Origin of the sequence: Hymenobacter sp. H14-R3 (genome assembly GCF_030063445.1) — a bacterium.
GTDB lineage: Bacteria > Bacteroidota > Bacteroidia > Cytophagales > Hymenobacteraceae > Hymenobacter.
This window is the reverse complement of record NZ_JASITD010000015.1, coordinates 49160-76109: the sequence shown is the minus strand read 5'-3', so window position 1 is coordinate 76109 and position 26950 is coordinate 49160. Positions and strand designations below refer to the sequence as shown.

General features: G+C 61.8%; 22 protein-coding genes. 18 read left to right on the top strand and 4 right to left on the bottom strand.

Annotated elements, in window-relative coordinates; genetic code table 11:
* Positions 1-5 precede the first annotated feature (5 nt).
* The 4 genes from QMK33_RS14710 (at position 6) to QMK33_RS14695 (ending at position 3186) form a co-directional block, all read left to right on the top strand.
* Positions 6-434, top strand: coding sequence for a hypothetical protein (locus QMK33_RS14710; protein WP_283565361.1), 429 nt, complete (start codon positions 6-8; stop codon positions 432-434).
* Positions 435-478: 44 nt separating this feature from the next.
* Positions 479-2380, top strand: a complete 1902-nt coding sequence (gene serA / locus QMK33_RS14705) for a phosphoglycerate dehydrogenase (RefSeq protein ID WP_283565360.1) — start codon at positions 479-481, stop codon at positions 2378-2380.
* 123 nt (positions 2381-2503) lie between these two features.
* Positions 2504-2764: a DUF6364 family protein gene (locus QMK33_RS14700; protein ID WP_283565359.1), complete on the top strand. Its 261-nt coding sequence runs from the start codon at positions 2504-2506 to the stop codon at positions 2762-2764.
* Positions 2761-3186 (top strand): type II toxin-antitoxin system VapC family toxin, encoded by a 426-nt coding sequence (locus QMK33_RS14695; protein ID WP_283565358.1) that lies wholly within the window; start codon positions 2761-2763, stop codon positions 3184-3186. The genes QMK33_RS14700 and QMK33_RS14695 overlap by 4 nt, the downstream gene beginning before the upstream one ends.
* 9 nt (positions 3187-3195) lie before the next feature.
* Here QMK33_RS14695 and QMK33_RS14690 read toward each other — a convergent pair whose 3' ends face one another.
* On the bottom strand, positions 3196-3561 hold the full coding sequence (locus QMK33_RS14690; RefSeq protein WP_283565357.1) for a hypothetical protein: 366 nt from the start codon (positions 3559-3561) through the stop codon (positions 3196-3198).
* Between the two features lie 88 nt (positions 3562-3649).
* Between QMK33_RS14690 and QMK33_RS14685 the strand changes: the two genes are divergently transcribed.
* Positions 3650-4237 carry a hypothetical protein gene (locus QMK33_RS14685; protein ID WP_283565356.1) on the top strand — a complete coding sequence of 196 codons (588 nt, stop codon included), beginning with the start codon at positions 3650-3652 and terminating at the stop codon, positions 4235-4237.
* Between the two features lie 6 nt (positions 4238-4243).
* Positions 4244-5224 (top strand): nucleotidyl transferase AbiEii/AbiGii toxin family protein, encoded by a 981-nt coding sequence (locus tag QMK33_RS14680; protein WP_283565355.1) that lies wholly within the window; start codon positions 4244-4246, stop codon positions 5222-5224.
* Positions 5225-5303: 79 nt separating this feature from the next.
* Here the strand turns inward: QMK33_RS14680 and QMK33_RS14675 are convergent, their stop codons facing one another.
* Positions 5304-6782 carry a D-alanyl-D-alanine carboxypeptidase gene (locus QMK33_RS14675; RefSeq protein WP_283565354.1) on the bottom strand — a complete coding sequence of 493 codons (1479 nt, stop codon included), beginning with the start codon at positions 6780-6782 and terminating at the stop codon, positions 5304-5306.
* A gap of 253 nt (positions 6783-7035) precedes the next feature.
* Here QMK33_RS14675 and QMK33_RS14670 point away from each other — a divergent pair, with 253 nt between their 5' ends.
* A complete protein-coding gene (locus QMK33_RS14670; RefSeq protein ID WP_283565353.1) occupies positions 7036-7848 on the top strand; it encodes a TraB/GumN family protein in 813 nt (270 codons plus the stop codon).
* 126 nt (positions 7849-7974) lie between these two features.
* Here QMK33_RS14670 and QMK33_RS14665 read toward each other — a convergent pair whose 3' ends face one another.
* On the bottom strand, positions 7975-9519 hold the full coding sequence (locus QMK33_RS14665; RefSeq protein WP_283565352.1) for a hypothetical protein: 1545 nt from the start codon (positions 9517-9519) through the stop codon (positions 7975-7977).
* A gap of 168 nt (positions 9520-9687) precedes the next feature.
* Between QMK33_RS14665 and QMK33_RS14660 the strand changes: the two genes are divergently transcribed.
* The 9 genes from QMK33_RS14660 to ilvA all read left to right on the top strand — a co-directional run bounded on the left by QMK33_RS14660 (position 9688) and on the right by ilvA (position 21347).
* Positions 9688-10854, top strand: a complete 1167-nt coding sequence (locus tag QMK33_RS14660; protein ID WP_283565351.1) for a 2-isopropylmalate synthase — start codon at positions 9688-9690, stop codon at positions 10852-10854.
* Between the two features lie 328 nt (positions 10855-11182).
* Positions 11183-12574 carry a 3-isopropylmalate dehydratase large subunit gene (gene leuC / locus QMK33_RS14655; RefSeq protein WP_283565350.1) on the top strand — a complete coding sequence of 464 codons (1392 nt, stop codon included), beginning with the start codon at positions 11183-11185 and terminating at the stop codon, positions 12572-12574.
* 152 nt (positions 12575-12726) lie between these two features.
* Entirely contained in the window at positions 12727-13323 is a 597-nt protein-coding gene (gene leuD / locus QMK33_RS14650) for a 3-isopropylmalate dehydratase small subunit (RefSeq protein WP_283565349.1), read from the top strand.
* Positions 13311-14432, top strand: a complete 1122-nt coding sequence (gene leuB, locus QMK33_RS14645) for a 3-isopropylmalate dehydrogenase (protein ID WP_283565348.1) — start codon at positions 13311-13313, stop codon at positions 14430-14432. Before leuD ends, leuB begins: the two co-directional genes overlap by 13 nt.
* Positions 14433-14654: 222 nt before the next feature.
* On the top strand, positions 14655-16373 hold the full coding sequence (ilvD, locus tag QMK33_RS14640; protein WP_283565347.1) for a dihydroxy-acid dehydratase: 1719 nt from the start codon (positions 14655-14657) through the stop codon (positions 16371-16373).
* Positions 16339-18084, top strand: coding sequence for a biosynthetic-type acetolactate synthase large subunit (gene ilvB / locus QMK33_RS14635; protein WP_283565346.1), 1746 nt, complete (start codon positions 16339-16341; stop codon positions 18082-18084). Before ilvD ends, ilvB begins: the two co-directional genes overlap by 35 nt.
* A gap of 79 nt (positions 18085-18163) precedes the next feature.
* Positions 18164-18754, top strand: coding sequence for an acetolactate synthase small subunit (gene ilvN / locus QMK33_RS14630; RefSeq protein ID WP_283565345.1), 591 nt, complete (start codon positions 18164-18166; stop codon positions 18752-18754).
* Between the two features lie 93 nt (positions 18755-18847).
* The gene (gene ilvC / locus QMK33_RS14625) at positions 18848-19909 is read left to right on the top strand and encodes a ketol-acid reductoisomerase (protein ID WP_283565344.1); all 1062 of its coding nucleotides are present in this window, start codon (positions 18848-18850) and stop codon (positions 19907-19909) included.
* 163 nt (positions 19910-20072) lie between these two features.
* Positions 20073-21347 (top strand): threonine ammonia-lyase IlvA, encoded by a 1275-nt coding sequence (ilvA, locus tag QMK33_RS14620; protein ID WP_283565343.1) that lies wholly within the window; start codon positions 20073-20075, stop codon positions 21345-21347.
* 7 nt (positions 21348-21354) lie between these two features.
* Here the strand turns inward: ilvA and QMK33_RS14615 are convergent, their stop codons facing one another.
* On the bottom strand, positions 21355-23256 hold the full coding sequence (locus tag QMK33_RS14615) for a right-handed parallel beta-helix repeat-containing protein (protein WP_283565342.1): 1902 nt from the start codon (positions 23254-23256) through the stop codon (positions 21355-21357).
* A gap of 131 nt (positions 23257-23387) precedes the next feature.
* Between QMK33_RS14615 and pyrG the strand changes: the two genes are divergently transcribed.
* Together pyrG and yidC are read left to right on the top strand one after the other, a co-directional pair.
* A complete protein-coding gene (gene pyrG, locus QMK33_RS14610; protein WP_283565341.1) occupies positions 23388-25037 on the top strand; it encodes a CTP synthase in 1650 nt (549 codons plus the stop codon).
* 104 nt (positions 25038-25141) lie between these two features.
* Positions 25142-26935 carry a membrane protein insertase YidC gene (gene yidC / locus QMK33_RS14605; protein WP_283565340.1) on the top strand — a complete coding sequence of 598 codons (1794 nt, stop codon included), beginning with the start codon at positions 25142-25144 and terminating at the stop codon, positions 26933-26935.
* Positions 26936-26950: the final 15 nt, after the last annotated feature.

Below are 26950 nucleotides of genomic sequence, written 5' to 3'. Positions count from 1 at the left end.
CTTTTATGATAACCGTAAATTTTGGGGAGCCAGCACGTGGCTGGCTCCCGATTACGTTTCGCGCCGGCACCTTCGAACTAGTACTCGATGCTGCCGATGTACCTGTGAACCCACTGGAATCACTTTGCGAGGCGCTGGCAGTGGTTTCGGCCGAAGGCAACGCGCAGGTTTTTTGGCACTTAGAGCCTGCCGAGTGCCGGTTTGATTTTAAAAATCAAGCCGCAGAAATAACATTGACCCTTGCGGAGCGGCCAACCCGCACTCGCCCGTTCACCCAAATATTTCAAGTAACTGGTACTAGCAAGGAAATGCTTATGCCGTTCTACCGGGCGCTTGCGCAGTTTGCTTCGCACTCCTACAGTGAGGCCCACTGGCCCACGCTCAGTAAGCACAAGCTGGTTCAATTAGGCTCGTCGTTAAAAAAATCGCGCTAGCCAACAAGGTCACTCAAGATACTACCCGCCCCATCTTTGCGCCCATGCCTGACCACGCCGCTCCCCTGCCCTACCTCGTTTTCGACTTCGACTCCACCTTCACGCAGGTCGAAGGCCTCGATGAGCTCGCCGACATTGCCCTGCAAGGCCAGCCCGACCGCGCCGCGCGCGTGGCGGAAATAAAAGCCCTCACCGACCGCGGCATGGCCGGCGAAATCGGCTTCCAGGAGTCATTAAGTAAGCGGCTGGCGCTGCTGGGGGCCAACCGCCGGCACCTGGCCCCGCTGGTGGCCCACCTGCAAACCAAAGTGAGCGCCAGCATCCGGCGCAACGGCGACTTTTTTCGGCAGCACGCCGACCGCATCTACGTGGTCAGCAGCGGCTTCCGCGAGTTTATTGAGCCCGTGGTGGCCGAGTTCGGCATTGCGGCCAGCCACGTGCTGGCCAACACGTTCACCTTCGACGCCGAGGGCAACATTACGGGCTGCGACCCGGCCAACGTGCTGAGCCGCGACGGCGGCAAGATTCAGCAGCTGCGCGACTTGCAGCTCGACGGCCCGGTGTACGTGCTCGGCGATGGCTACACCGACTACCAGATTCGGGAGGCCGGCCTGGCCAAGCGCTTCTACGCCTACACCGAAAACGTGAGCCGCCCCAGCGTGGTGGCCCACGCCGACGAGGTGCTGCCCACTTTCGACGAGTTTTTATACCAATTGAAACTACCCATGACGCTGAGCTACCCCAAAAACCGCATCAAGGTGCTGCTGCTTGAAAACCCCGACGCCCGCGCCGCCGAGCTATTTCGCCACGAGGGCTACCAGGTAGAGGAAGTGAAGGGCGGCCTCGACGAGGACGAGCTCATGGCCCGCATCGAAGGCGTGAGCATCCTGGGCATCCGGTCGAAAACGCAGGTGACCCAGCGCGTGCTCGACGCCGCCAACCGCCTCATCGGCATCGGCGCGTTTTGCATCGGCACCAACCAGATTGACCTGCCGGCGGCCATGCGCAAGGGCGTGGCCGTGTTCAACGCGCCCTTCAGCAACACGCGCTCGGTGGTGGAGCTGGCGCTGGGCGAAATCATTATGCTGGCCCGCCGCATTCCGGAGAAAAACCCCAAGATGCACGCCGGCGAGTGGGATAAATCGGCCGGCGGCTCGTTCGAGATTCGGGGTAAGACGCTGGGTATCATTGGCTACGGCAACATCGGCTCGCAGCTCTCGGTAGTGGCCGAGGCCGTGGGCATGAAGGTGGTGTACTACGACGTGGCCGAAAAGCTGCAACTCGGCAACGCCGTGAAGTGCAAAACGCTGGAGGAAATGCTGCCCCAGGCCGACGTAGTGACGCTGCACATCGACGGCCGCCCCGACAACCAGGATTTCTTTGGCACCAAGGAATTTGCACTCATGAAAAAGGGCGCCCTGTTCCTCAACAACGCCCGCGGCCACGTGGTGGATGTGCCGGCCCTGGCCACCGCCCTGCGCAGCGGCCAGCTCGGCGGCGCGGCCGTGGATGTGTTTCCGCACGAACCTAAAACGAACAGCGAAAGCTTCGAAAACGAGCTGCGCGGCCTGCCCAACGTGCTGCTCACGCCCCACATTGGCGGCAGCACCGCCGAGGCCCAGCGCAACATTGCCGAGTTTGTGCCCGAGCGCATTATGGAGTACATCAACACCGGCAACACCCAGCAGAGCGTCAACTTCCCCAACATTCAGCTGCCGTTGCAGCAGGCGCACCGCCTCATTCACATTCACGCCAACGTGCCCGGCGTGCTGGCCAACATCAACAACGTGCTGGCCCAGCACCACGTCAACATCCTGGGGCAATACCTAAAGACCAATGAGCTAATTGGTTACGTAATCACGGACATCAACCGCGAGTACGACCAGGAAGTGATTCAGGCCCTGCGTGAAGTGGAGCACACGATTAAGTTTCGGGTGCTGTATTAGGCGGTTGGGCAGTTGCGTAGGCAGTGCACCGGGCAGGTGTGCACTGCCTACGCAACTGCTACAAGCACTAAACTACTTCGCAGCCGCTACCGTTATCTTCCCGTTGCCTTTATCTTCCACGCCATGTCTCAGCTCACCATCAACCTCGATGACAACCTCTTGCAAGCCGCGCGGGCGTACGCCCGCCAGCATGGACAGGAGCTGGATGCGCTGGTGGCTGAGTTGCTAAAAGCAGCCGTGCAGCCGGCCGCGGCAACCGCTCTGCCGCCTGCGCGGCCTTTGTCACCGCGCATCCAACGTCTATTTGGGGCGGTGCAGGTACCTGCTGATTTTGACTACCGCAAAGTTTTGGACGAGGCCATGCAGGCGCGCTACGGAGTATGAGCCGCTTCTTCGTGGATACCAATGTGCTGCTAGATTTTATAATGCGGCGCCCGCCTTTCGCTATTTCAGCAGCAGAATTATTTCAGCTAGCCGAAGACCGGAAATTAGTGCTCTACTGTAGCAGTCTGTCCTTTAGCCAAGCCCATTACATACTTCGCAAAGTGGTGGGGTCGGCTAAAGCGCAGGATTTGCTGCTGGATACGGCCGACCTCGTGACTATCGTTGCCGTCGATTCGCGCAGTGTTCATGACGCGCTACGCTCCTCATTCAGCGATTTTGAGGATGCTTTGCAATATTTCGCAGCTACTTCCCAGGTTTCCCCCGCTATCGAAGCCATCGTTACCCGCGACCCGAAAGGGTTTGCGGCCGGCGCGCTGCCCTTCCTCACCCCGCCAGAAGCCCTGGCCCGGCTGGGCAGCTAGCCGGCAGCGCTACTCAGCCGCCGCTGGCTGCTGGGCAGCCGCTAATTCGGGCGATAAAGCCAGGGAATGGGTAAACGGCACCCGCCGCAGCTCGGGCACCGAAACGCTCATTTTCAGCTCGTTCTGCAACTCGCCCAGTAGTTGCAGCGCCTGGGCCATCGAGCACCGAAACTTACGCATGATGTAGCCCGTGCCCAAGCCCGCCCACTGGTCGATGCTGTACTGAATGAATTGCAGCTCGGCATCGGGGGCTTCGCGCAGCTGCGGCTGTTGGGCCAGGCGGTCGGCTTCTTCCAGCTGCAACCGAATGGAGTTCATGGCCAGGTCAAAAAGCGTTTTGTCGCGGCGCAGCTGGCGCGGGCGGGGGGTAGCCATAGAAGCTCGAATAGGTGGTAAAGCCGCTAAGGTAGAAGCTGGGCACGCACAGGGCCCACCCCGGAAACAACGTAGCTTTGAAGCCCTTATGTATCCATTTGAGATTCACCTCACTACGGCCGTGCTCACCCCCGCCGGGCTGACCGGGTTTGTGGCGGCGTGCGGCCAGCTGCAAGCCAAGCCCCTGGTAATTGAGCTGGCGCGCGGGGCCTGCCCCACGCAGCCCATGCTGGGCAAAGTGGTGCAGGCCCCCTGCCTGGCTGCCGCGCTGGCCCTAGCGGCGGCCGATGCCGACTACCTGCGCCGGCAGGGGCTGCCCACCACGCGCACTAAAATCGAAACCGACGCCCGCTACCCGCAGCTGGCCACGCCGGCGGCCGGGCCGGGCTTCGGGCCCTACTTTGAGTGGCACGGCAAGGTGCCCCACCACGCGCCGGCCGCGCTGCGGGCGCTTTGTGAGCAGCACGGGGCGCACCTGTCGGCCAATGCGTTGCGGGGCGAGTCGGCCACCCGGTTTGTCACGCTGCGCGAGTTTGGCCCGGCGGCCACCTTTCGGGCCCGCGTGGCCCAGGTAGTGGCCGCTTTGCAACCCCAATGGCCTTTGCTGAAGCAAGAATCGGAATGCTGCCTCTATGATAGCAACCAGGCCCTGGATGCGGGCTGGCTTTTACCCTGACAACCCATGCTTGACAACCCGCATCTGCGCCGCAACGCATTGGCCTACGAGGCCTTTATTCGCCGGGCCGCCGAGCTCGACCAGCCTTTTATGCTCAAAGGCAGCTACGTAACCCGGCAATATTTTGCGCACCCAACCGACCGCGTTGCCGACGATTTGGACTGGGTTTACCTAGAGCCGGTTGCGGACGTAGCGACTGCCCGCGCCTTATTTGACGAGTGGGTAACCAAAATCACGGAGCTGCGCCTACCCGACGGGGTCGTGTTTCGCAGCTTTCGGGAGAACGCCTTTTGGCGCTCCATCGACTACGCCATGGGCGATGATTTTCCCACCGTGAGCACGGATGTGGAATGCTGGATAGACGGGGAGCATGTCAACGGCCTCTGGCTTGACATCTCATTCAACCTACCCATCGACCTCCCCAGCCAACTGCTGGAATACCGCCCGCTGCAAGGCGACACCTTTTTGATAGCCCACACCACGCCGCTGGCCCTGCAAGTAGCCTGGAAGCTGCACCAAACGCTGGTGCGCCCCCGCTTCAAAGACCTTTTCGACCTGCTGCACCTGTTGCGGCACCCCGACTTCACCCCCACCGCCCAGCAACAGGCCCTGCAAGCACTGCGCCAAGAATGCCGCGCCGATGGCACCGACCCGAGCCGCCTGCGCTGGCTGCTGGCCGGTGACCTGGCCCCCTTATTTGGCAAAGAAGATGTGGCTGCCGTGTGGCAGTGGTGGCGGTACGGCCCACCCACCGACCGCGGCTACCTGCTAGGCACTACCGACGATGCGGCCCACATCACGGATGCCACACAGCTGCCCACCACCCTGAACGAGTTTCAGGAGCTGCTCCGGGCGGCGTTTCAGCAGAGCGGCTTAGCGGCGGCCAGCAGTTGGTTGCTAACTACCACTGGGCCGCCCACCACACGCAAGGAGCCTTCGGCCGAGAAGCGCGGCTTCCTGGATGGCTTGCGGGAGCTTTTCAACTGAGCAGGCTACTTGCCTAATAGCCAGGCCGGCACGCCAAGCAGGCTTTCCGTTTATTTATAACAAACGGATTATCAATAATTTATAACCTATCCCGCACTTCGCTCAATATCCACTGCATGCTGTTACGGGTGCGCTGGTCGTCGCCCGGAATGCCGTTGTTGAAAAACGTAACGGCCACCAGCCGGCCGCTTTTGCAGCGCACGTAGCCCGCCAGGTTGCAGGTGTGCGTGAGCGTGCCGGTTTTGCCCCAAAACCACGTCACCTTGGGCGGGCCGGGCTCGAAGTAGCGCTTGCGCAGCGTGCCCTGGCCCCCGCCGGCCGCCAGCAAACTCAGCAGGCGCGCCTCGGGCACCTGCTGGTGCAGGCGCACCAGCAGCGCCGTGAGGGTGCGCGGCGTGAGCAGGTTGAGGCGCGACAGGCCCGAGCCATCGACCCAGTCGGGGCGGTCGGGCAGGCCTTTCAGCTGGTTCTTAAGTAGGTAGCGAATAGCGCGGCCGCTGCTCAGCGAGTCGCGGTAGCCCACGCGGCTGCTGGCCATGAGCAGCAGCTGCTCGGCCAGGAAGTTATCGCTCATGCGCAGCATGCGGCGGTAGAGCGAGTCGGCGCGCAGCCCGCGCAGGGTGCGAATGCTATCCTGGGCCGGGCGCGGGTGCCAGGCGGTGCCCACAATGGCGCGGCGCAGCGTGTCGCCGAGCAGGCGCAGCAGCAGCGGGCGGCTGGTGCGGTAAGGCACCTCGTCAATCCACTTTTTGGGGCCGGGCACGTAGGTAAAGCGGTTGTCGAGCGGGGCGCGGTACACGTGCATCTCGTCGTCCTGGTCGGGCGAGAGCTTGAAATCGGCCGCGGCCCGCTCGGTGAGCGGCGCAAACTGGCGCGGAAACACCCGCACCCGCTGCGGCAGCACCCGCACCGCCGCGCCCGCGCCACCGCGCAGCACCAGCGGCGCGGCCGCATAAAAGCGCACCGTGTTGCCATACACCGGAAACGCCGTGCGCTCGGGCTGAAAGTAGTAGCCAAAATCGTCCCACGACCAACTCGGCCCGTAGGCCGGCACGCTGGCTATCTCGCAGTAGGCCAGCACTTTCTCGGGCCGGGTGGCCAAAAAGGCGTAGGCCCGCCGCGAGGGCACGTCGCCGTGCAAAAAGGTGGGGTCGCCGGTGCCCTGAAAGAACAGCGTATCGCCCCGCGAGAAGTAGCGCAGGCTGGGCAGCGAGTCGCCGAGCAGGGCCAGGCCGCCGGCCAGGCTCAGCAGCTTCATGGTGCTGGCGGGGGTAAAGTACCGCGCCTCGTTGTAGCCAAACAGCGGCTCGCCGGTAACGGCATCGGCCAGAGCCACGCCCACCTGCTGGCGGCGCAGGGCGGCGCTGCTGTCGAGGCGCTGGCGCAGCCAGGGCATGTCGATTTTGCCGGTGGCCGAATCTACCACAATGGCTGGGGGCGCGGGCGGCGTGGTGGTGGTTTGCCCGCAGGCGGTGGTAAGCGAGAGCAGGGCCAGCGAGAGCAAAGCCGCATAGCGCCGCGCCCGGCAATGAATAGCAGAAACAGGTAACGTAGGCACAGACGCAACTTAAGCACAAATGCCGCAGTCGTTGGCGCATTCGAGGGCTCAGCCGCATTTTTTACTTTTACTATTGCTGCTGGTCAGCACCTTTTAGCGCAAGCGACCATTTGGCAAATTCATCAACTCATTCATCTTGAACATCCTCCGCATGCATCGCAATTGGCTTCGATTAGGTCTGGGATTCTTCTTGCTTGTGGTAGTTGGTGTTGCGGGCATAGCCACCGCGCAGCTAATCAGTTGGCGTCGTTTTATGGAGAAACCCGCCCCCAGTTCCACAGCGGCCTACCAGGGCGGCACGCAGTTGGTGGTACTTGGCACCACGCACGCACCGCACGCCAACCTGAAACCCGATAGCTTGTACGCGGCGCTGGAAATCCTAAAGCCAGATGTCATTCTCTTTGAGAGAGATAGCGCCTATATACCGCAGCTGCGTCGCTCGCCAGGCTTGCCGCAAGCTTTGCAAGTGGCCCTGGGTGGCTCGGCCCCTGAAAACGAGGGCCAGGCAATACGAAAATATGTGCGCTGGCACCCAGCTACGGTATGGCAGCCCTTTGAGTGGAACCGCCGCAATGCTTACCACCGGCAATACGGCATCCTGACTAAGCCCGATGAGGTCATGCAACGGCTACGCCAATTACGCGCTACCCAGCAACTGGCCCCCTGGCAGCTTCGCAGCCTGCATACGTATGATAGCCTGAGTACCCACCTGAATATGCTGGCTCAACTACCGCTCGACTCGCTCAATACCACCGCTGCCGACTCGCTGGCGGCCCATCGGCAGCACGCTCAATACCAGCTACTTGGCAAAATAGTGGCGGCTCACCCCGCGCTTTCGGAGTTTCGGGCTTTTTACCAGATAAATGAAGCTTACTGGGGCATCCGCAACCGGGCAATGGCGCGCAATATTGCCGCCTGGCTGGTTCGCTATCCTCACAAGCGGCTGGTGGTACTCACGGGATTCAACCACCGCTACTACCTGTTGCATGAGCTACGTCCCAGGCAGAAAGCTCTGCATTTTACGCTGGTAGAATACGCTACGCTAAAGCCTTTGCCAGCTCATTAACTAGTTCATTTTTAACATTTTCAGCTTTCGGCGTTATCTGTGGCTCAAGAGGCGGCACCGGGCCACCTGGCCCATGCGCCAGTTGCTCGCTGCGCTCGCGCACGAAGCAGAGCTTCGCGCTACTGGCTACTTCATGCCCAGAAACTTCTGCTGCATTACGTCCTGCACCGAGCGGCCCGAAATTTTGCTTTCGAGCCACGAGATGATGTCGAAATATAGGAAAGGCCGGCGCTCGAAGGGTTGCACGGCAATCTCTTCCAGCTTGATTTTCAGGCTGATAAACTCTTCGCGGAGCTGGCTGGGCTCGATGTGGCCCACGCGCCTGAGAAACCGGAACACTGCCACTTGCATGGGCTGCTGGTCGTTCATTTTGCCCAAAAACTGGTACACCGAGCGCACCTGGTACTCCAGCTCGGCATCCTGGCCGGCCTCGAAGTGCGCCACCAGGTTGAGAATGCGCGCAAAGCACTGCAAGTCTTCGCGCAGGCTCAATTCCTTGTGGTCGATGATGCGGTTTAAGTACTTGATAGCCTGCTTATACTGCCCGCTGCCGAAGTAGAGGCAGGCGATTTTGTAGTAGAATACCAGCGTGCGGTGCAGGTCAAGCTGCGCCTTGTACTGGCCCAGCTGCTCCAACAATTCGGGGATGATTTCGACGCCCTCGGTGAAGCGCGCCTCTAGAAAGCAGGCGTTAATGCGGTTGGTCCAGATGTACTGAAACAGCAGCATCTCGGTGTTGGGCGTGGCGCGGCGCGTTTGGTTGGCCCCAAAGTCTTCCAGCTTGCGCAGCACCTCGCTGAACTTGCTGTAATACTGCATATTAAAGAGCGCCGCCAGCAAGTTGTGCAGGCCCTTGATGTAGAGCATCGTCTGGCTTTCCTGCAAATCGGGCTGGTTCTCAAACAGCTCGACCCACTTTTGCGCATAGCGGTAGCACGACTTAAAATCTTGGTTGATAGTATGATACCACACATTGGCCTGGTAAAAATACAGCTTCTCCCAAAACCCGCTGCCCCGCCCGATGCTGGCCGGCACATGCGCTCGGAAATAGGCCGTAAACTGCTCGTGGTCAGCCTGGTTGCGGGCGTGCCCGGCTTGCAGATACAGCCCATACAGCCGCAGCGAGGCATTGGACAAAGCGTGCTGCTGGCTGAGGTGCGCGGCCGTGGCCGTGGCCTCGGCTGCCAAAGATTCGGCCCGGCCCTGCAAGCTGCGCGTGATGTACTGCGACTCGATAAGCTTCTCAAAATCAATGGTTAGCAGGGCCACGTGCGGCAGCTCGGCCTGTTGGGCAGCCAGCTTCACCTTGGCCAGCATGCGCAGGGCCTGCTGGTAGAAGCCCTTGTTGTAGAGCACGCGGGCGTAGTCGAGCTGCTCGTGCAGCTGAATGTCCAGGTTTTGGCCGGCGTGGTAGAGGCGCAGGCTAGCCAGTAACTGCTTGTACAAGTTGGCCTTGAGGTTGGCCAGCTGGGCGCGCTTAAGGGTGGGCACCTGGGTCAGCACGCGCTCCTCGTCGGGCTGGTCCTGGGCGTCGAATGCGTCGAACAGTTGCAGAAATTTCAGGCCCTCGGTGGAGCCCTGCCGGTTGGTGAAAAGGCGAAAATGCCGCTTTTCGGACTGCGTCAGCGACTTTAAGAGCTGAAAAACAGGGTCGCTGAGCTTATTAGGCATTGTAGATTATTGGGCTATAACTTATTGATTAGTAAGTTTTTACGTAAAATTATAGTTAACCTGGAAATAATAGAAAACACCAAAGAATGTTTTACATCCTTCGCAGCGCGCTGGTACTTGCGAGCCATTAATAAAGCTGGCCCCGCACCGACGAGTTTTCTACTTCTTATGGCGACGCAAAAAATTCAGATTTTCGATACCACGCTCCGCGACGGCGAACAGGTGCCGGGCTGCAAGCTAAACCAGCAGGAGAAGCTAATCATTGCGCGGCAGCTCGAAGCCCTGGGCGTCGACGTGATTGAGGCCGGCTTCCCGGTGTCGAGCCCCGGCGACTTTGCCGCCGTGGCCGCCATTGCCGCCCAAACCCGCGAGGCCACCGTGTGCGGCCTCACCCGCGCCGTCGAAAACGATATTCGGGTGGCCGCCGAGGCCCTGCGCGGGGCGCGCCGGCCGCGCATCCACACCGGCATCGGCACCTCCGATTTGCACGTGCAGCAGAAGCTGCGCACCACCCGCGAAGACGTGGTGCAGCGCGCCATTGCCGCCGTGAAGCTCGCCAAGAGCTTCGTGGAGGACGTGGAATTTTACGCCGAAGATGCCGGCCGCACCGATAATGAGTTTCTGGCGCGGGTGTGTGAGGCGGCCATCGCGGCCGGGGCCACGGTGCTCAACATCCCCGACACCACCGGCTACTGCCTGCCCCACGAGTACGGCGCCAAGATTAAGTACCTCTACGAGAACGTGAAAGGCATTCACCGCGCCATTCTCTCGACGCACTGCCACAACGACCTGGGCCTGGCCACCGCCAACTCCATCGCGGGCGTGAGCAACGGCGCCCGCCAGATTGAGTGCACCATCAACGGCGTGGGCGAGCGCGCCGGCAACACGGCCCTGGAGGAAGTGGTGATGATACTGCGCCAACACGCTGACCTCAACCTCACTACGGGCATCAACACGCGCCTGCTGGCCGAAACCTCAGCCATGGTATCGCACCTCATGAGCATGCCCGTGCAGGCCAACAAAGCCATTGTGGGGGCCAACGCCTTTGCGCACAGCAGCGGCATCCACCAGGATGGCGTAATCAAGTGCCGCGAAACCTACGAAATCATTGACCCTAAGGAAGTTGGCGTCGCCGATTCGAGCATCGTGCTCACCGCCCGCTCGGGCCGCGCCGCCCTCGCCTACCGCCTCCAGAAGCTGGGGTACGACCTGGAGCGCCCGGCGCTCAACACAGCCTACGCCAGCTTCCTGCAAATGGCCGATAGCCAGCGCGAAGTATTTGATAATGACTTACATATCCTAATCGAACAAGAAAAATTAGTAGTCGTCGGCTAAAGGGCTAAGGAAGCGGGGCGGCAGGCGCTGCCAGTGGGTGGGAGCAGGGAGGTCAGGGGGTCGGGTTAAGCCCCCATAAACGCCATTCTTTCACACTATTAACCCGACCAAAACTTCCCCCTGCTGCTTCACTTCCTTAGCCTTTTGGCTGATTGCTACTAAAAATTTATTAACTGAAAAAGCAAAAAATAACGTCATGCTGAGCTTGCCGAAGCATCTCTACCGCTGCACTAACTCAATCGTTAAATAAGGCGACCAAGATGCTTCACTGCGTTCAGCATAACGTTCTTATTCATTCAGTTACGCTATTCTATCCCTACCATACCCCATGTCCCGCACGCTATTCGATAAAATCTGGGATGCCCACACCGTTCGCTCTGTTGAGGGACTGGACGTGGTGTACATCGACCGGCACCTAATTCACGAAGTCACTAGCCCCCAGGCGTTTGACGAGCTGGCGGCGCGCAACCTGCCGCTGTTTCGCCCGAGCCAGATACTAGCCACGGCCGACCACAACGTACCCACCCTGCACCAGGACCAGCCCATCCGGGAGCCGCTTTCGCGCTTGCAGGTGGAGAAACTGACGGAGAACTGCGAGAAATACGGGATTGAATTGTACGGCCTGGGCCACGCGCGCCAGGGCATCGTGCACGTTATCGGGCCGGAGCTGGGCCTGACCCAGCCGGGCATGACCATCGTGTGCGGCGACAGCCACACCAGCACCCACGGCGCGTTTGGCGCGGTGGCGTTCGGCATCGGCACTAGCCAGGTGGCGCAGGTGATGGCCTCGCAGTGCCTGCTGCTGAGCCGCCCCCAGCGCATGCGCATTTCGGTAGAAGGCGAGCTGCGGCCGGGCGTCACGGCTAAGGACCTGATTCTCTACGTTATCGCGCAGCTCGGCACGGGCGGGGCCACCGGCCACTTCGTGGAATACGCGGGCAGCGCCGTGCGCAGCCTCAGCATGGAAGGCCGCATGACCATCTGCAACATGAGCATCGAGATGGGCGCCCGCGGTGGCCTCATCGCCCCCGATGCCACCACGTTTGCCTACGTCGAGGGCCGGCCGTTTGCCCCCAAAGGCGCGGCCTGGCACGACGCCGTAGCCTACTGGGAAACGCTGTATTCGGATGCCGACGCCACGTTTGAAACCGAGTACACCTACCAGGCGGCCGACATCACGCCGATGATTACTTACGGCACCAACCCCGGCATGGGCATCCCGCTCACCGGCCACGTGCCCAGCGAAGTACCCGCTAACGAGGCCGAGAGCTTCGATAAGTCGCTGAAATACATGGGTTTCGAGCGCGGCGAGTCGCTGCTCGGCAAGCAGATTGACTACGTATTCATCGGCAGCTGCACCAACTCGCGCATCGAAGACCTGCGCGCCGTGGCCGCCTACGTGCAAGGCAAGCAGAAGGCCGGGCACGTAGAAGCCATCATCGTGCCCGGCTCCAAACAGGTTGAGCAGCAGGCTATTGCCGAGGGCATCGACAAGATTTTTGCCGCCGCCGGCTTCGAGCTACGCGAGCCCGGTTGCAGCGCTTGCCTCGCCATGAACGAGGACAAGATTCCGGCCGGCGCGTATTGCGTGGCTACCTCCAACCGCAACTTTGAGGGGCGGCAGGGGCCCGGCTCGCGCACGCTGCTGGCCTCGCCGCTGGTGGCGGCCATCACGGCCGTGCAGGGCCGCATCGTGGACATTACGCAGTATTTGAATTAGCAGCCCCACCCCCAGCCCCTCCCCTGCGGGGGAGGGGAGCCAGTCGTCAGCCAACTATCTCGATAAGTGACTCATTCATAAGTACCACCCCTTGTTATCGTCCGGCTCCCCCTCCCCCGCAGGGGAGGGGGCCGGGGGGTGGGGCTGCACCAATGGAGAAATTTCAAACCCTGCGCACCACCGGCCGCCCGCTGCCGCTGGAAAACATTGATACCGACCAGATTATCCCGGCCCGGTTTCTGAAGGCGACCACGCGCGAAGGCTTCGGCGAAAACCTGTTTTGCGACTGGCGCTACAACGCCGACGGCTCGCCCAAGCCCGAGTTCGTGCTTAATGACCCGCGCTACACCGGCTCCGTGCTGGTGGCGGGTAAAAACTTTGGGTGCGGCAGCAGCCGCGAGCACGCCGCCTGGGCGCTGTACGACGCTGGTTTTCGGGCGGTTATCTCCAGCTACTTCGCCGATATTTTTCGGGGCAACGCGCTGAATACCGGCCTGTTACCCCTGCAAGTGAGCGACGAGGTGCTGGCCCGCCTGCTGGCCGCCATCGAAGCCGACCCGCAGTTGGAATTAGCCGTCGATTTGCCTTCCCAGACGCTGGCCGTGCCGGCCTGGAGCGAAACGTTCAGCTTCGCCATCGACGGCTACAAAAAGGAGTGCCTGATTAACGGCTACGACGATATTGACTTTTTAGTAAATCAAAAATCGGCCATTGAGGCCTTTGAAAAACAACGCGCATGGACCTGGTAACCAAGAAAATAGCTTTACTGCCCGGCGATGGCATCGGGCCGGAAGTCTGTCGGCAGGCCGTGAAAGTGCTCGACGCCGTAGCCGAGCGCTTCGGCCACCGCTTTGAGTTTACCTCGCACCTCGTGGGCGCCTGCGCCATCGACGCCACCGGCAACCCGCTGCCCGACGAAACCCTGGCCGCCTGCCGCGCCGCCGACGCGGTGCTGTTCGGGGCCATCGGCGACCCCAAGTACGACAACGACCCCACCGCCAAAGTGCGCCCCGAGCAGGGCCTGCTGCGCATGCGCAGGGAACTGGGCTTGTTTGCCAATATTCGGCCAGTCACGGCCTACAACGCGCTGCTGAAGCATTCGCCCCTGAAATCGGACCGCATCGAGGGCACCGACCTGGTGATTTTTCGGGAGCTGACGGGCGGCATCTACTTCGGCGAGAAGGGCCGTACGGCCGACGGCGCGGCCTACGATAACTGCACCTACTCGCGCCCCGAGATTGAGCGCATCGCGCACCTGGCGTTTCAGTCGGCCACCGGCCGCCGCCAGCACCTCACGCTGGTTGATAAAGCTAACGTATTGGAAACCTCGCGCTTGTGGCGCGAAGTAGTACGCGAAATCGCCCACCAATACCCGGAGGTGACGGTCGATTACCTGTTCGTGGACAATGCCGCGATGCAGATTATCACCAACCCCCGGCAGTTCGACGTGATACTCACCGAGAACATGTTCGGCGACATTATTTCGGACGAAGCCTCGGTTATTGCCGGCTCGATGGGCCTGCTGCCTTCGGCCTCGGTGGGCGCGGCGGTAGCGGTGTTCGAGCCCATTCACGGCTCCTACCCGCAGGCCAAGGGCAAGGGCATTGCTAATCCGCTAGCCGCCATTCTATCGGCCGCGATGCTGCTTGAGCACCTGGGCCTCCCGGCCGAAGCCGACTTGGTGCGCGAAGCCGTGGATGAAGCGTTGACTAACAACATCTTGACGCCGGAGCTGAACCCTACCGCGCCCTATACCACTGAGCAGGTAGGTAGCTACGTGGCGTTCTGGATTACCGACTCGAACGAGCAGCAGTGGAACGCGCATAACATTGCGGTGGGCGTGAGCACGATTATTTAAGTGTAGCGCGGACTTTTAGTCCGCGAATATCAAGCGTCACCACTCGCGGACTAAAAGTCCGCGCTACTGCCCGCCATGCCCCTGCTACCCGTCATTTCCGTGGTCATTATTCCTACCCTCGCGGGCTAGCAGGTACTTCTTACCCCAAAGAAAACCTTCCTGGCCCGCGGCTCAGGAAGGTTTTTTTAGGGCCAAACTGAATTTCTTTGCCGAATTAACTCCATGATACTCAATAAATTCAGCCGCATCTACACCCAGGACGACAGCTTGCCCGCCTCGCAGGCCATGCTCATCGGCGCGGGCCTGTCGGATGCGGATTTGCGCAAGCCGTTCGTGGGCATCTGCTCCACGGGCTTCGAGGGCAACACCTGCAACATGCACCTCAACGGCCTGGCCGACGAGGTGAAGCGCGGCGTGGCCGCCCAGGGCTTAGTGGGGCTGCGCTTCAACACCATCGGCGTGAGCGACGGCATCACCAACGGCAACGCGGGCATGCGCTACTCACTGGTGTCGAGGGAGATAATCGCCGACTCGATTGAGGCAATGGCGGGCGCGCACTACTACGACGCCATTGCCACGGTGGTGGGCTGCGACAAGAACATGCCGGGCGCGCTCATCGCCATGGCGCGGCTCAACCGGCCCTCGCTGATGGTGTATGGCGGCACCATCAAGGGCGGCGAGTTTAAGGGGCAGCAGCTCAACATTGTGTCATGCTTTGAGGCTTACGGTAAGAAAGTTAACGGCGATATTTCGGAGGAAGACTACCAGGGCATTATCCACAACGCCTGCCCTGGCCCCGGCGCGTGCGGCGGCATGTACACGGCCAATACCATGGCCGCGGCCATCGAAACGCTGGGCATGAGCGTGCCCGCCTCGTCGTCGCTACCCGCCGAAAGCGCCGCCAAGGTGCAGGAGTGCCTCGATGCCGGCAGCTACCTGCGCAATTTGCTGGAGCTCGACCTTAAGCCGCGCGATATCCTTACCCGTGAGGCGTTTGAGAACGCCATGGTGATGATAACCGTGCTCGGTGGCTCCACCAATGCCGTGCTGCACCTCATCGCCATTGCCCACGCGGCCGGCGTGAAGCTGACGATGGAGGACTTCCAGGCCGTGAGCAACCGCACGCCGGTGCTGGCCGACCTCAAGCCCAGCGGCCGCTACCTCATGGAAGATTTGTCGAAAATCGGCGGCGTGCCCGCCGTGCAGCGCACGTTGCTCGACCTAGGCATGCTCAACGGCGACCTCCTGACCGTGACCGGCCGCACGCTGGCCGAGAACCTGGCCGACGTGCAACCCCTTGGCCCTGAGCAGGATTTGCTGCGCCCGCTTAGTAACCCCATCAAGGCCGACGGGCACATTCAGATGCTGTACGGCAACCTCGCCACCAGGGGCAGCGTGGCCAAAATCAGCGGCAAGGAAGGGCTGCGGTTTGAGGGCCCGGCGATAGTATTCAACTCGGAAGAAGAACTGAACCAGGGCATTATCGACCACAAAATCGAGGCCGGGCAGGTAGTCGTGATTCGCTACGTGGGGCCGAAAGGCGGGCCGGGCATGCCCGAAATGCTCAAGCCCACCTCGGCCATTATGGGTGCCGGGCTGGGCGATAAAGTGGCCCTGATAACCGACGGCCGCTTTTCGGGCGGCACGCACGGCTTCGTTATCGGCCACATCTGCCCCGAGGCGTTCGACGGCGGCGGCCTGGCCCTGGTGCAGAACGGCGACTGGATTATCCTGGATGCCAGCGCCAACACCATCGACGTGCAGCTCAGCGACGAGGAGCTGACCGACCGCCGCGCCACCTGGCAGCGCCCGCCGCTGCCCGCCACGCAGGGCGTGTTGCTCAAGTACATCCGAACCGTGAGCGACGCCAGCCACGGGTGCATAACTGACTTATTAGAAGAAGATTATGTCGCCGCAAACCTTAGCCCCGCCCGCCGCTAGCGCGGCCCCCGCCCTCGCCACCACGCCCATCACGGGCGCGGTAGCCACGCTGCAAGCCCTGGTGGCCGAGGGCGTGGACACGATTTTTGGCTACCCCGGCGGGGCCATCATCCCGATTTACGATGCGCTCTACGACTTCAAGGAGCAGCTCAACCACGTGCTGGTGCGCCACGAGCAGGGCGGCATTCACGCGGCGCAGGGCTATGCGCGCAGTTCGGGCCGGGTGGGAGTGGCGCTGGCCACCAGCGGGCCGGGCGCGACCAACCTCGTAACCGGGCTGGCCGATGCGCTCATTGACAGCACGCCGCTGGTTTGCATTACGGGGCAGGTGTTCGCGCATTTGCTGGGCACCGATGCGTTTCAGGAAACGGACATCATCAACATCACGACGCCCGTTACGAAGTGGAACTACCAGGTAACCAGGGCCGAAGAAATACCGGAGGCGCTGGCCAGGGCCTTCTACATTGCGCGTAGCGGCCGCCCGGGCCCCGTGCTGGTCGACATCACCAAGAACGCGCAGATGCAGCTGTTCGACGCGCCGGCCTACGCGCCGTGCACGCACATCCGCAGCTACCGGCCCGCGCCGGTGGTGCGCAACGAGTACATTGAGCAGGCGGCGGCGCTCATTAACAGCGCCAAACAGCCGTTTATCCTCTGGGGCCAGGGCGTGGTGCTGGGCCGGGCCGAGCGCGAATTCCAGGAATTTGTGGAGAAATCGGGTATCCCGGCGGCCTGGACCATTCTGGGCGTGGGCGTGCTGGCCACTGGCCACCCGCTCAACGTGGGGATGCTGGGCATGCACGGCAATTACGGCCCCAACGTGCTCACCAACGAGTGCGACGTGCTGATTGCCATTGGCATGCGCTTCGACGACCGCGTAACCGGCCGCCTCGATAAGTACGCCAGGCAGGCCCAAATCGTCCACCTCGACATCGACCCTACCGAAATCGGCAAAAACGTGCCCACCGCCGTGCCTGTCTGGGGCGATTGCAAGGAAACCCTGCCCCTGCTCACGGCGCTGGTCGAGCGCAAGGAGCACGCCGCCTGGCTGGCCCGCTTCAACGGCTACGCGGCGCAGGAAGTGGACGCCGTGATTCGGGAGGAATTGTTTCCATCCTCGGAAGAATTGACGATGGGCGAGGTGATGCAGCAGCTCAATGAAATAACTGGGGGTGAGGCCGTTATCGTGTCCGATGTGGGGCAGCACCAGATGGTGGCCTGCCGCTACGCGCGGCAAAACCAGTCGCGCAGCCACGTCACGAGCGGCGGCCTGGGCACCATGGGCTTCGCGCTGCCGGCAGCCATTGGGGCCAAGTTTGGGGCCCCGCACCGGCCGGTAGTGGCCGTCATTGGCGACGGTGGTTTTCAGATGACCATTCAGGAGATGGGCACCATTATGCAGACGGGCGTGGACGTGAAAATCATCATCCTCAACAACCAGTTTTTGGGCATGGTGCGGCAGTGGCAGGAGCTATTTCACCAGCGCCGCTACTCGTTCGTGGATATCCAAAGCCCTGATTTTGTGGCCGTAGCGGCCGGCTACCGCATCGCCGGCCAGCGCGTAGATGCCCGCGCCGACCTGCGCCCGGCGCTGGAGCGGATGCTGGCGCACCCAGGGTCGTTTTTACTGGAAGTGATGGTGACGAAGGAGAACAACATCTTCCCGATGGTGCCGCAGGGGTGCAGCGTGGCGGAAATCCGGCTGCGCTAGGCTGTGCGGTAAGCTTTAGCTTGCCGTAACTCCTTTCAAATTAATTACTTACGGCAAGCTAAAGCTTACCGCACACGCTATGGACCGCCAGGAATACAACATCACCGCGTACACCGAAAACCAGGTGGGCCTGCTCAACCGCATTGCCATCATCTTTTCGCGCCGCAAAATCAATATCGAGAGCCTCAACGTGTCGCCTTCCGAGATTGAGGGCATCCACCGCTTCAACATCGTGATTGTGGAAACGGAGGAGGTGGTGGAGAAGCTCGCCAAGCAAATCGAGAAGCAGGTGGAGGTACTCAAAGTGTACTTCAACACCAACGCCGACGTGATTTGGCAGGAGATGGCGCTGTATAAAGTGCCCACCGACATCATTGCCGAGAAAGTGCTCGTAGAGCGCCTGCTGCGCGAAAACGGGGCCCGCGCCGTGGTCATTCGCAAGGACTACACGGTGTTTGAAACCACCGGCCACCGCGAGGAAACCGACAATTTGATTAAGGCTTTGCAACCCTACGGGCTGATTGAGTTTGTGCGCTCGGCGCGTATTGCCATTATCAAGGCCAGTGATGGCTTTCACCACAAGCTCAAGGAGTTCGAGCGCCGCGAGCCGGGCGAGGAAGTGGCCGAGAACGAGTTTTTGAACGACCGCGAGCAGGTCTTTACCATGTAGCGCGGACTTTCAGTCCGCGAACCAGACGATTTTAATACGACACCTTTCTCAACCAACTCGCGGACTGAAAGTCCGCGCTACATCCCTACCCCCATGGCTACTATCAACTTCGGCGGCGTACCCGAAACCGTGATTACCCGCGACGAATTTCCGCTCGCCAAGGCCCTCGACTTCCTGAAAGACGACACCATTGCCATAATCGGCTACGGCGTGCAGGGGCCCGGCCAGGCGCTGAACATGCGCGACAACGGCTTCCATGTCATTGTGGGTCAGCGCGAAGGCACGCCTTCGTGGGAGCGCGCCCTCAAGGATGGCTGGGTGCCGGGCGAGTCGCTGTTTTCGATTGAGGAAGCCGCCGACAAGGGCACCATCATCTGCAACCTGCTGAGCGATGCGGGGCAGATTGCCCTGTGGCCCACGCTTGAGAAGTACCTCACGCCGGGCAAAACGCTGTACTTTTCGCACGGCTTCGGCATCACGTTTAATGAGCAGACCCACATCATCCCGGCCAAGGATATCGACGTGATTCTGGTGGCGCCTAAAGGCAGCGGCACCAGCCTGCGCCGCTTGTTTGTGGCCGGCGGCGGGTTGAACTCGTCGTTCGCGGTGTTCCAGGATGCGACGGGTAAGGCTTGGGAGAAGGCCATTGCCATGGGCATCGGCGTGGGCTCGGGCTACTTGTTCGAAACCGACTTCAAAAAGGAAGTATACTCCGACCTCACCGGCGAGCGCGGCGTGCTGATGGGCGCCCTGGCCGGCATCATCGAAGCCCAGTACCAGGTGCTGCGCCAGCGCGGCCACTCGCCCTCCGAGGCCTTTAACGAAACCGTGGAGGAACTCACCCAAAGCCTCGTGCCGCTGGTGGGCGAAAACGGCATGGACTGGATGTTTGCCAACTGCTCGGTAACCGCCCAGCGCGGCGCCCTCGACTGGAAAGGCAAGTTCCGCGACGCTACCCTGCCCGTACTCAACGAGCTGTATGACAGCGTAGCCAGCGGCGAGGAAGCCCGCCGCACCATCGAGCGCGGCTCGACCCCCAACTACCGCCAGGAGCTGGAGGCGGAGCTGAAGGAAGTGCGCGAATCGGAGCTGTGGGCTACCGGCGCGCAAGTGCGCGAGCTGCGCTCGCGCAGCAGTGTCAGTGTGGAGGCGTAAATCCTTCTATCACCGATTATAACAGGCCGTCATGCTGAGCCTGTCGAAGCATCTCTACCACGCCGCCAGGGTTACCAATCCAACGAAGCGGTAGAGATGCTTCGACAAGCTCAGCATGACGTTCTTTTTTTCTGTACTGACTTAGAACCAGTTCCCTACCCCCATGCCCGACCTGCTCGCCCCGGCGGCCACCGCCGTCACCCTCAAAAACGTGGAGGCCGCCGCGCGCCGCCTCAAAGGCGTGATTACCAAGACGCCCCTTATGCTGAACCTGGGACTCTCGCGCACCTACGACGCGACTATTCTGCTCAAGCGGGAGGACTTGCAGGTGGTGCGCTCTTACAAAATCCGGGGGGCTTACAACAAGATTTCGATGCTGCCGATTACCGTGCCGGGCCGCCAAATCGTGTGCGCCAGCGCCGGCAACCACGCCCAGGGCGTGGCCTACGCCTGCCAGCTATTGGGCTTGCAGGGCGACATTTTCGTGCCAGCCCAGACGCCCGCCCAGAAGGTGGACAAGGTGCGCCTCTTCGGCAAAGACATGGTAACGGTGCACCTCACGGGCCGCACCTTCGACGACTGCTACCAGGCGGCGCAGGCGTTTTGCGACGCGCGCGGCAGCACCTTCGTGCACCCGTTCGACGACTTGGCCATTGTGGAAGGGCAAGCTACGGTGGGGCTGGAAATTCTGAAAGCGGCTCACCACAAGCCGATTGACTTTTGCTTCATGCCCATCGGCGGCGGCGGGCTGGCCTCGGGCTTATCGAGCGTGTTTCGGCAATTGAGCCCCGAAACCAAACTCATTGGCGTGCAGCCACTGGGCGCACCCAGCATGCACGACGCCATCCGGGCCGGGCGGCGGCAGGCGCTGGCCAGCCTCGACACCTTTGTGGACGGCGCGGCCGTAAAGTGCCCTGGCGAACTCACGTTTGAGATTTGCCAGGCCCTGCTCGATGAGGTGCACCTCGTGCCCGAGGGCCAGGTGTGCGAAGACCTGCTGAAGATGTACAACGAGGAAGGCATGGTGCTGGAGCCCGCCGGCACGCTCGCCATCTCGGCGCTGCACGCCTACGCCGACCAAATCAAGGGCAAAACGGTGGTGTGCATCGTCAGCGGCTCCAACAACGACATCACCCGCATGGAGGACATTAAGGAGCGCGCCCAGCGCCACCAGGGCCTCAAACACTACTTCATGGTAACGTTCAACCAAGCGCCCGGCGCGCTGCGGCGCTTCGTGAACAACGTGCTGGCCGAGGGTACTGATATCATTCAATTTCAGTACATTAAGAAGAATAACAAGGAGAAAGGCCCCGTATTCATCGGCGTCGAAGTCAGCAACCCGCACGATGTGGAGGGCATCAAAGCCCGCATGGTGGAGGAAGGCTTTGGGTTTGAATACCTCAATGGCAAGCAGGATTTCCTGAGCCTGTTGGTGTGATTACCAACTAATTGCCCGGCGCGGCCACCGGCGCGGGCGCTGGCGGCCGGCTCCTAATAGCGCCCGCTGCCACGCGCAGCTGGCCCCGCCCGGCGGTGGCCACCTCGGCCTGCGGTGGCTGGTCGAAATACGCGCCAGTTTCCACCACTAACTGCCCTTCAATCAATACCTTGGTGCGTGGCGCCAGCCGCAGCGCGCCGCCTTTTTTAACAACCAGCCGCGAGGCCGGGCCAATATATAACTCCGGCATCCGGCCCGCCTGGGCCTGTAGCAGCAGCACGCTGCCCGCCTCCACCACTACCTGCGCCGCACCCCCGGCCCGCCCAATACGCAGGCCCGACTGCACCACATAGTCGCTGGGGGCGGCCAGGCGCAGGCGGCCAGGCCCCAGCACCACCGTGGGGCTGCTGCCGGTTGAATCGCCCAGCAACATACGGGGGGCATTGATATTCAATGCATTACTATTCAATAGGTTATCACCACCAAACACGACGCCCAGCAGCTGGTCGCGGCTGCCCAGCGGCGGGTTGCTGCCGTAGGCGTAGCTGAACGTGCAGCCGCGCAGCCGGAAGGCACTGGCCGTATCGGGCGCGGCCGGGCGGGCCAGCAGCCAGTAGCTGTGGTGGCCGATGAAGTGGCAGTTGGTGAAGCTCATGCGGCGCGCCTCCTTGTCGGAATGCACCAAAAAGAGCCCGTAGGCCGCCTGCCCGCGGTACGGCCGGTCCTCGAAGGTGCAGCCCACGAAGCGGGTGGCCCCCGCCGCCTGGGCGCAGCCATTGACAAAGGCCCCGTAGAAGCGGCAGTTTTCAAACAGAAAGTCGGGCTGCCGCACCCAGGCCGACCAGTTGGTGATGCCCCATAACAGGCAGTTGCTGAGCACAATATCCTGCGTAACGGGCGGGCCATCGCCGTAGTGGTCCGATACCAGGCCCTGGCCGGCGTTGTCTACGAAGCGGCAGCCAGCCAGGCGCACGTGGCTGACGTAGCCGCCCTCGGGCTCAATGTCTACGCCCGCGCCGGGGTTGGAAAACAGCGCCTTGCCCAGCGCCGGAATCACGACCCGCCCGGTGTAGCTAAAGCTGCACTTGACGGCCCGCAGGCCATTGACGCCCGTGATGGACAGGCCCTGCCGGCCGTTGTAGTCGAAGGTCGAGTTTTCGAGCACAATATCCTCGCGGTTGGGGTCGTCGAGGCGCTTGGCCAGGCGATTGAGCACCTGAACACCGTCGCGGCCGAAGTGGTGCACCGCCAGCCGCCGCAGCGTAATGCGCCGCGAGTCTTGCACAAACACGCCATCGGCCGGCAGCTGAATGCCGGTGTCGCCCCAGTGCCCGCCCACCACCAGGTGCGGGCTGCTGCCATTGAGCATAATATCGGCAACTTCCACGTTATCACACTGTTGCAACACAATGGCGACACCCAGGCCGAAGCCGTAATTGCCATCGGTGAAGTACGCGGTGGCCGCCTCAAACGGCAACCTGGTGGCGGGGTCGAAGGAGCCGTAGCGCAGCCCCCGGGCGTAGCGGATTTCGGTGGTGGCGCTGTCGGCCCCCACTATGCGCAGGTTGCGGCAGCCGCTGAGGGCCAGCAAGTTACCCAGGCTACCGGGCGCGCCAGGGTCGCCCACGAGGTAGGTGCCCGCCGGAATGCGCAGCACAGCCCGCCCCGCCCCGGCCGGCGTGAGCGCCCGCTTATTAAAGAATTCGGCGGCGCGCTGAAAGGCCGGCTGGTCGTTGGCGCGGCCGTTGCCCACGGCCCCAAAATCTTTTTTCAAGTCTTTCTGCAACCCGGCCTGAGCGTGGGCGGGCAGCCCCCAGCCCACCCACAGCAGGGCACTCAAAAGCAAGGGCCCCAGCCAGCCACGGGCCTGAGTAGCCGCGCGCTGGGGCAGTATTTGGGTGTTTTTCATAAGAAGAAAAGCCGGCGCGGCCAGCCGCCAGCCGGGCTGGGCGCGGGCCGAAAGTAGGGCCTGGTTTTGGGGCGGGGCGGGTTGGGCCGGCTAGGGCCGCGGCTGGCCACGCCGTAACTTTGACCCCCGTCATGCCCGAACGCTCCACCTCCCCCAGCGCGTCGGCCACGAAGTATATCTTCGTCACCGGCGGCGTCACCTCTTCCCTCGGAAAAGGAATTATCTCAGCTTCTTTGGCCAAGCTCCTGCAAGCCAGAGGCTTCCGGGTAACCATTCAGAAGTTCGACCCTTACATCAACATCGACCCCGGCACGCTCAACCCCTATGAGCACGGCGAGTGCTACGTAACCGACGACGGGGCCGAAACCGACCTCGACCTGGGCCACTACGAGCGGTTCCTGAACACGCCCACCTCGCAGGCCAACAACGTGACCACCGGCCGCATCTACGACACGGTTATCCGCCGTGAGCGCGAAGGCGCGTTCCTCGGCAAAACCGTGCAGGTAATCCCCCACATCACCGACGAGATAAAGCGCCGGATGCTGCTACTGGGTCAAAATGGTGATTTTGACGTAGTTATCACCGAAATTGGCGGCTGCATCGGCGATATCGAAAGCCTGCCCTTTGTGGAGGCCGTGCGCCAGCTGCGCTGGGAGCTGCCGCCCCACGACTCGCTCGTGATTCACCTCACGCTGCTGCCCTACCTGGCGGCGGCCGGCGAGCTCAAAACCAAGCCTACCCAGCACTCCGTCAGGGACTTGCGTGAGGCGGGCTTGCAGCCTGATATTCTGGTGTGCCGCTCCGAGCACCCGATTCCGCCCGAGATGCGCCGCAAAATCGCGCTCTTTTGCAACGTCCAAATCAACTCCGTCATCGAGAGCCTCGACGCCGACACCATCTACTCGGTGCCGCTGCTGATGCTGAAGGAGGAACTCGATACGCGCGTTATCAGCAAGCTGCGCCTCAACGGCGGCCACGCCCCCGACCTGGAGGAGTGGAAGGAATTTCTGGGCCGCCTCAAGAACCCGACCGAGGAAGTAACCATCGCGCTAGTGGGCAAGTACGTGGAGCTGCCCGACGCGTATAAGTCTATTATTGAGTCGTTTATCCACGCCGGGGCCTTCAACGAGTGCAAGGTGCGGGTGCGCAGCATCCAGAGCGAGCACCTGACGCCCGAAAACGCCGTGCAGCAGCTCGAAGGCGTGGATGGCGTGCTAGTGGCCCCCGGCTTCGGCGAGCGGGGCTTTGAGGGCAAGGTGGCCGCCGTGCGCTACGTGCGGGAAAACAACATCCCGTTTTTCGGCATCTGCCTGGGCATGCAAGTGGCGGTGGTAGAGTATGCGCGCAACGTGCTGGGCCTGCCGCAGGCCAGCTCGACCGAGATGGACCCGCTCACGCCCGACCCGGTTATCGCCCTCATGGCCGAGCAAAAAGACGTGACCCAGAAGGGCGGCACCATGCGCCTCGGGGCCTACGCCTGCGAGCTGAAGCGCGGCTCGCGCGCCGCCAAGGCCTACGGCCGCAACCTCATCAGCGAGCGTCACCGCCACCGTTTCGAGTTCAACAACGAGTACCTCGCCCGCTTCGAGGAAGCCGGCATGTCGGCCAGCGGCACCAACCCCAAAACCGGTCTGGTGGAGGTAATCGAACTGCCCAAAACGGTACACCCGTGGTTTGTGGCCGCCCAGTTTCACCCCGAGCTGAAAAGCACCGTAGAGAATCCGCACCCGCTATTCGTGCGGTTTGTGAAGGCCGCCATGCAGCGCAAAAAAGGGCTGTAACCCCATTTGTCCTTGCGAGCGCAACGACAGCCGTTTGTATTCGCCGTAGCAATCGGCGCGCCTGCCCCGCCGTACCTTTGCCCTTCGTATTCTTTTTATTGTAAATGGACCGCAATCAAGCGACTGGCCTCTTCCTCATCTCGGCCTTGCTCCTGGTGTATTTGTTTTTCTTCTCGCCTAAAGCCGAGCCGGACAAAAACAAAGCCCAGGCAACTACCACCACCGCCGCTAAAACGCCGGTGGCCGCCGCGCCTTCGCCCGGCCTGCCGCCCGTAGTGGTGCTCGATTCGGCCGCCGGCCCGGTGCGCAGCATCGAGCTTAAAAACCCCGAGCTGACGCTGACTTTCTCCACGCAAGGAGGCCGCGTGGCCGCCGTGCGCCTGAACAACTACAAGACGTTCTTCGGCAAGCCGCTCGACCTGTTCGACGCCCAGAGCGCCCGCTATAACACCACCTTCACCACCACCGGCGGGCAAAAGGTGGACTTCGCGGGACTGAACTTTCAGGCCAGCGCTCCGGTAGCTACCGCCGATGGTGGCCAGCAGCTGGCCTTCGTGGCCCCCGTGGGCGGCGGCACCATCACCCAGACCTACACCGTGCCCAAAACCGGCTACGAGGTGAAGTATAACCTCAAGCTGGCCGGCGTGGCCGTGTCGGCGGATCCGCTCAAGCTCAGCTTCGTGGATAACGTGCGCCAGACCGAGCAGGACCTCAAGCAGAACCGCAACCACACTACCATCAACCACTACCAAGCCGCCGGCAACCACGATGCCCTGGCCGAGGCCAGCGAAAAGCCGGAGGAAGTGACCGTGGCCGTGCCCCTGCTGTGGGCCGCCGACAAGCACGACTTCTTCGTAGCGGGCCTCGTGGCCGACTCGCAGCCCTTCACCAGTGGCCAGTTCAACGCCACGGTGAACTTGGCCGACTCGACCTACATTAAGACGCTGAGTACCACGCTGGGCCTACCCGTAGCCGATGTGACGAGCGCGGCCGGCGGCCAGTACCGCTTCTTTTTCGGCCCCAACCAGTTTAGCCTGCTCAAGAGCGTGGCCCCGGATTTCGACCGCAACGTGTACCTGGGTTGGGGCTTGTTCCGCTGGGTAAACCGCTTCGTGGTGCTGCCCGTGTTCACATTTCTGGAGCAGTACATCAGCTCGTACGGCATAATCATCCTGCTGCTGGTAGTACTTATCAAGCTGGTAACGTGGCCGTTGACCTACAAGACCTACGAAAGCCAGGCCCGCATGAAAGTGCTGAAGCCCGAGATAGACGAGATTAAGGCCAAGCACCCCGACGACGCGGCCAAGACCCAGCAGGAGACCATGAAGCTGTACACGCAGTTTGGCGTGTCGCCGCTCAGTGGGTGCGTGCCTACGCTGCTCACGCTGCCCATTCTGTTTGCCATGTTCCAGTTCTTCCCCAACGCGATTGAGCTGCGCCAGCAGCCCTTCCTGTGGGCCAGCGACCTGAGCACCTTCGACAGCCCGATTCACCTGCCATTTACGCTACCTTACCTGGGCAGCCACATCAGCCTGTTCACGGTGCTGATGACGATTTCGACGCTCTTCATGACCTACCAGAGCAACCAGATGAACGCGGCCGCTATGCAGGGGCCCATGAAGTTCTACAGCTACCTCATGCCGCTGGTGTTCTTCTTCGTGCTGAATAGCTTCGCCGCTGGCCTCACGTGGTACTACCTGGTTTCCAACGTGGTAACCTTGGGCCAGCAAGCCCTCACCCGCTCCTTTGTGAACGACACCAAAATTCGGGCCCAGCTCGAAGCCAACAAGGTGAAGAACAAGGACAAGAAGCCCGGCGGCTTCCAGGCCCGCCTGGCCGAGGCCATGAAAACCGCCCAGGAGCGCGAAGCCCAGGCCAAAAAGCCTGGCAAAGCGTAGCTCCAACGCAAACGC

Excerpts from the sequence above, each read along its gene's own strand:
- yidC (WP_283565340.1), top strand. The coding sequence starts at position 25,142 with ATGGACCGCAATCAAGCGACTGGCCTCTTCCTCATCTCGGCCTTGCTC.
- QMK33_RS14615 (WP_283565342.1), bottom strand. The coding sequence starts at position 23,256 with ATGAAAAACACCCAAATACTGCCCCAGCGCGCGGCTACTCAGGCCCGT.
- leuC (WP_283565350.1), top strand. The coding sequence starts at position 11,183 with ATGTCCCGCACGCTATTCGATAAAATCTGGGATGCCCACACCGTTCGC.
- QMK33_RS14680 (WP_283565355.1), top strand. The coding sequence starts at position 4,244 with ATGCTTGACAACCCGCATCTGCGCCGCAACGCATTGGCCTACGAGGCC.
- QMK33_RS14685 (WP_283565356.1), top strand. The coding sequence starts at position 3,650 with ATGTATCCATTTGAGATTCACCTCACTACGGCCGTGCTCACCCCCGCC.
- ilvB (WP_283565346.1), top strand. The coding sequence starts at position 16,339 with ATGTCGCCGCAAACCTTAGCCCCGCCCGCCGCTAGCGCGGCCCCCGCC.
- QMK33_RS14700 (WP_283565359.1), top strand. The coding sequence starts at position 2,504 with ATGTCTCAGCTCACCATCAACCTCGATGACAACCTCTTGCAAGCCGCG.
- leuD (WP_283565349.1), top strand. The coding sequence starts at position 12,727 with ATGGAGAAATTTCAAACCCTGCGCACCACCGGCCGCCCGCTGCCGCTG.
- ilvD (WP_283565347.1), top strand. The coding sequence starts at position 14,655 with ATGATACTCAATAAATTCAGCCGCATCTACACCCAGGACGACAGCTTG.
- QMK33_RS14670 (WP_283565353.1), top strand. The coding sequence starts at position 7,036 with ATGGAGAAACCCGCCCCCAGTTCCACAGCGGCCTACCAGGGCGGCACG.
- QMK33_RS14665 (WP_283565352.1), bottom strand. The coding sequence starts at position 9,519 with ATGCCTAATAAGCTCAGCGACCCTGTTTTTCAGCTCTTAAAGTCGCTG.
- QMK33_RS14695 (WP_283565358.1), top strand. The coding sequence starts at position 2,761 with ATGAGCCGCTTCTTCGTGGATACCAATGTGCTGCTAGATTTTATAATG.
- ilvC (WP_283565344.1), top strand. The coding sequence starts at position 18,848 with ATGGCTACTATCAACTTCGGCGGCGTACCCGAAACCGTGATTACCCGC.
- ilvN (WP_283565345.1), top strand. The coding sequence starts at position 18,164 with ATGGACCGCCAGGAATACAACATCACCGCGTACACCGAAAACCAGGTG.
- QMK33_RS14660 (WP_283565351.1), top strand. The coding sequence starts at position 9,688 with ATGGCGACGCAAAAAATTCAGATTTTCGATACCACGCTCCGCGACGGC.
- leuB (WP_283565348.1), top strand. The coding sequence starts at position 13,311 with ATGGACCTGGTAACCAAGAAAATAGCTTTACTGCCCGGCGATGGCATC.
- pyrG (WP_283565341.1), top strand. The coding sequence starts at position 23,388 with ATGCCCGAACGCTCCACCTCCCCCAGCGCGTCGGCCACGAAGTATATC.
- serA (WP_283565360.1), top strand. The coding sequence starts at position 479 with ATGCCTGACCACGCCGCTCCCCTGCCCTACCTCGTTTTCGACTTCGAC.
- QMK33_RS14710 (WP_283565361.1), top strand. The coding sequence starts at position 6 with ATGATAACCGTAAATTTTGGGGAGCCAGCACGTGGCTGGCTCCCGATT.
- ilvA (WP_283565343.1), top strand. The coding sequence starts at position 20,073 with ATGCCCGACCTGCTCGCCCCGGCGGCCACCGCCGTCACCCTCAAAAAC.
- QMK33_RS14690 (WP_283565357.1), bottom strand. The coding sequence starts at position 3,561 with ATGGCTACCCCCCGCCCGCGCCAGCTGCGCCGCGACAAAACGCTTTTT.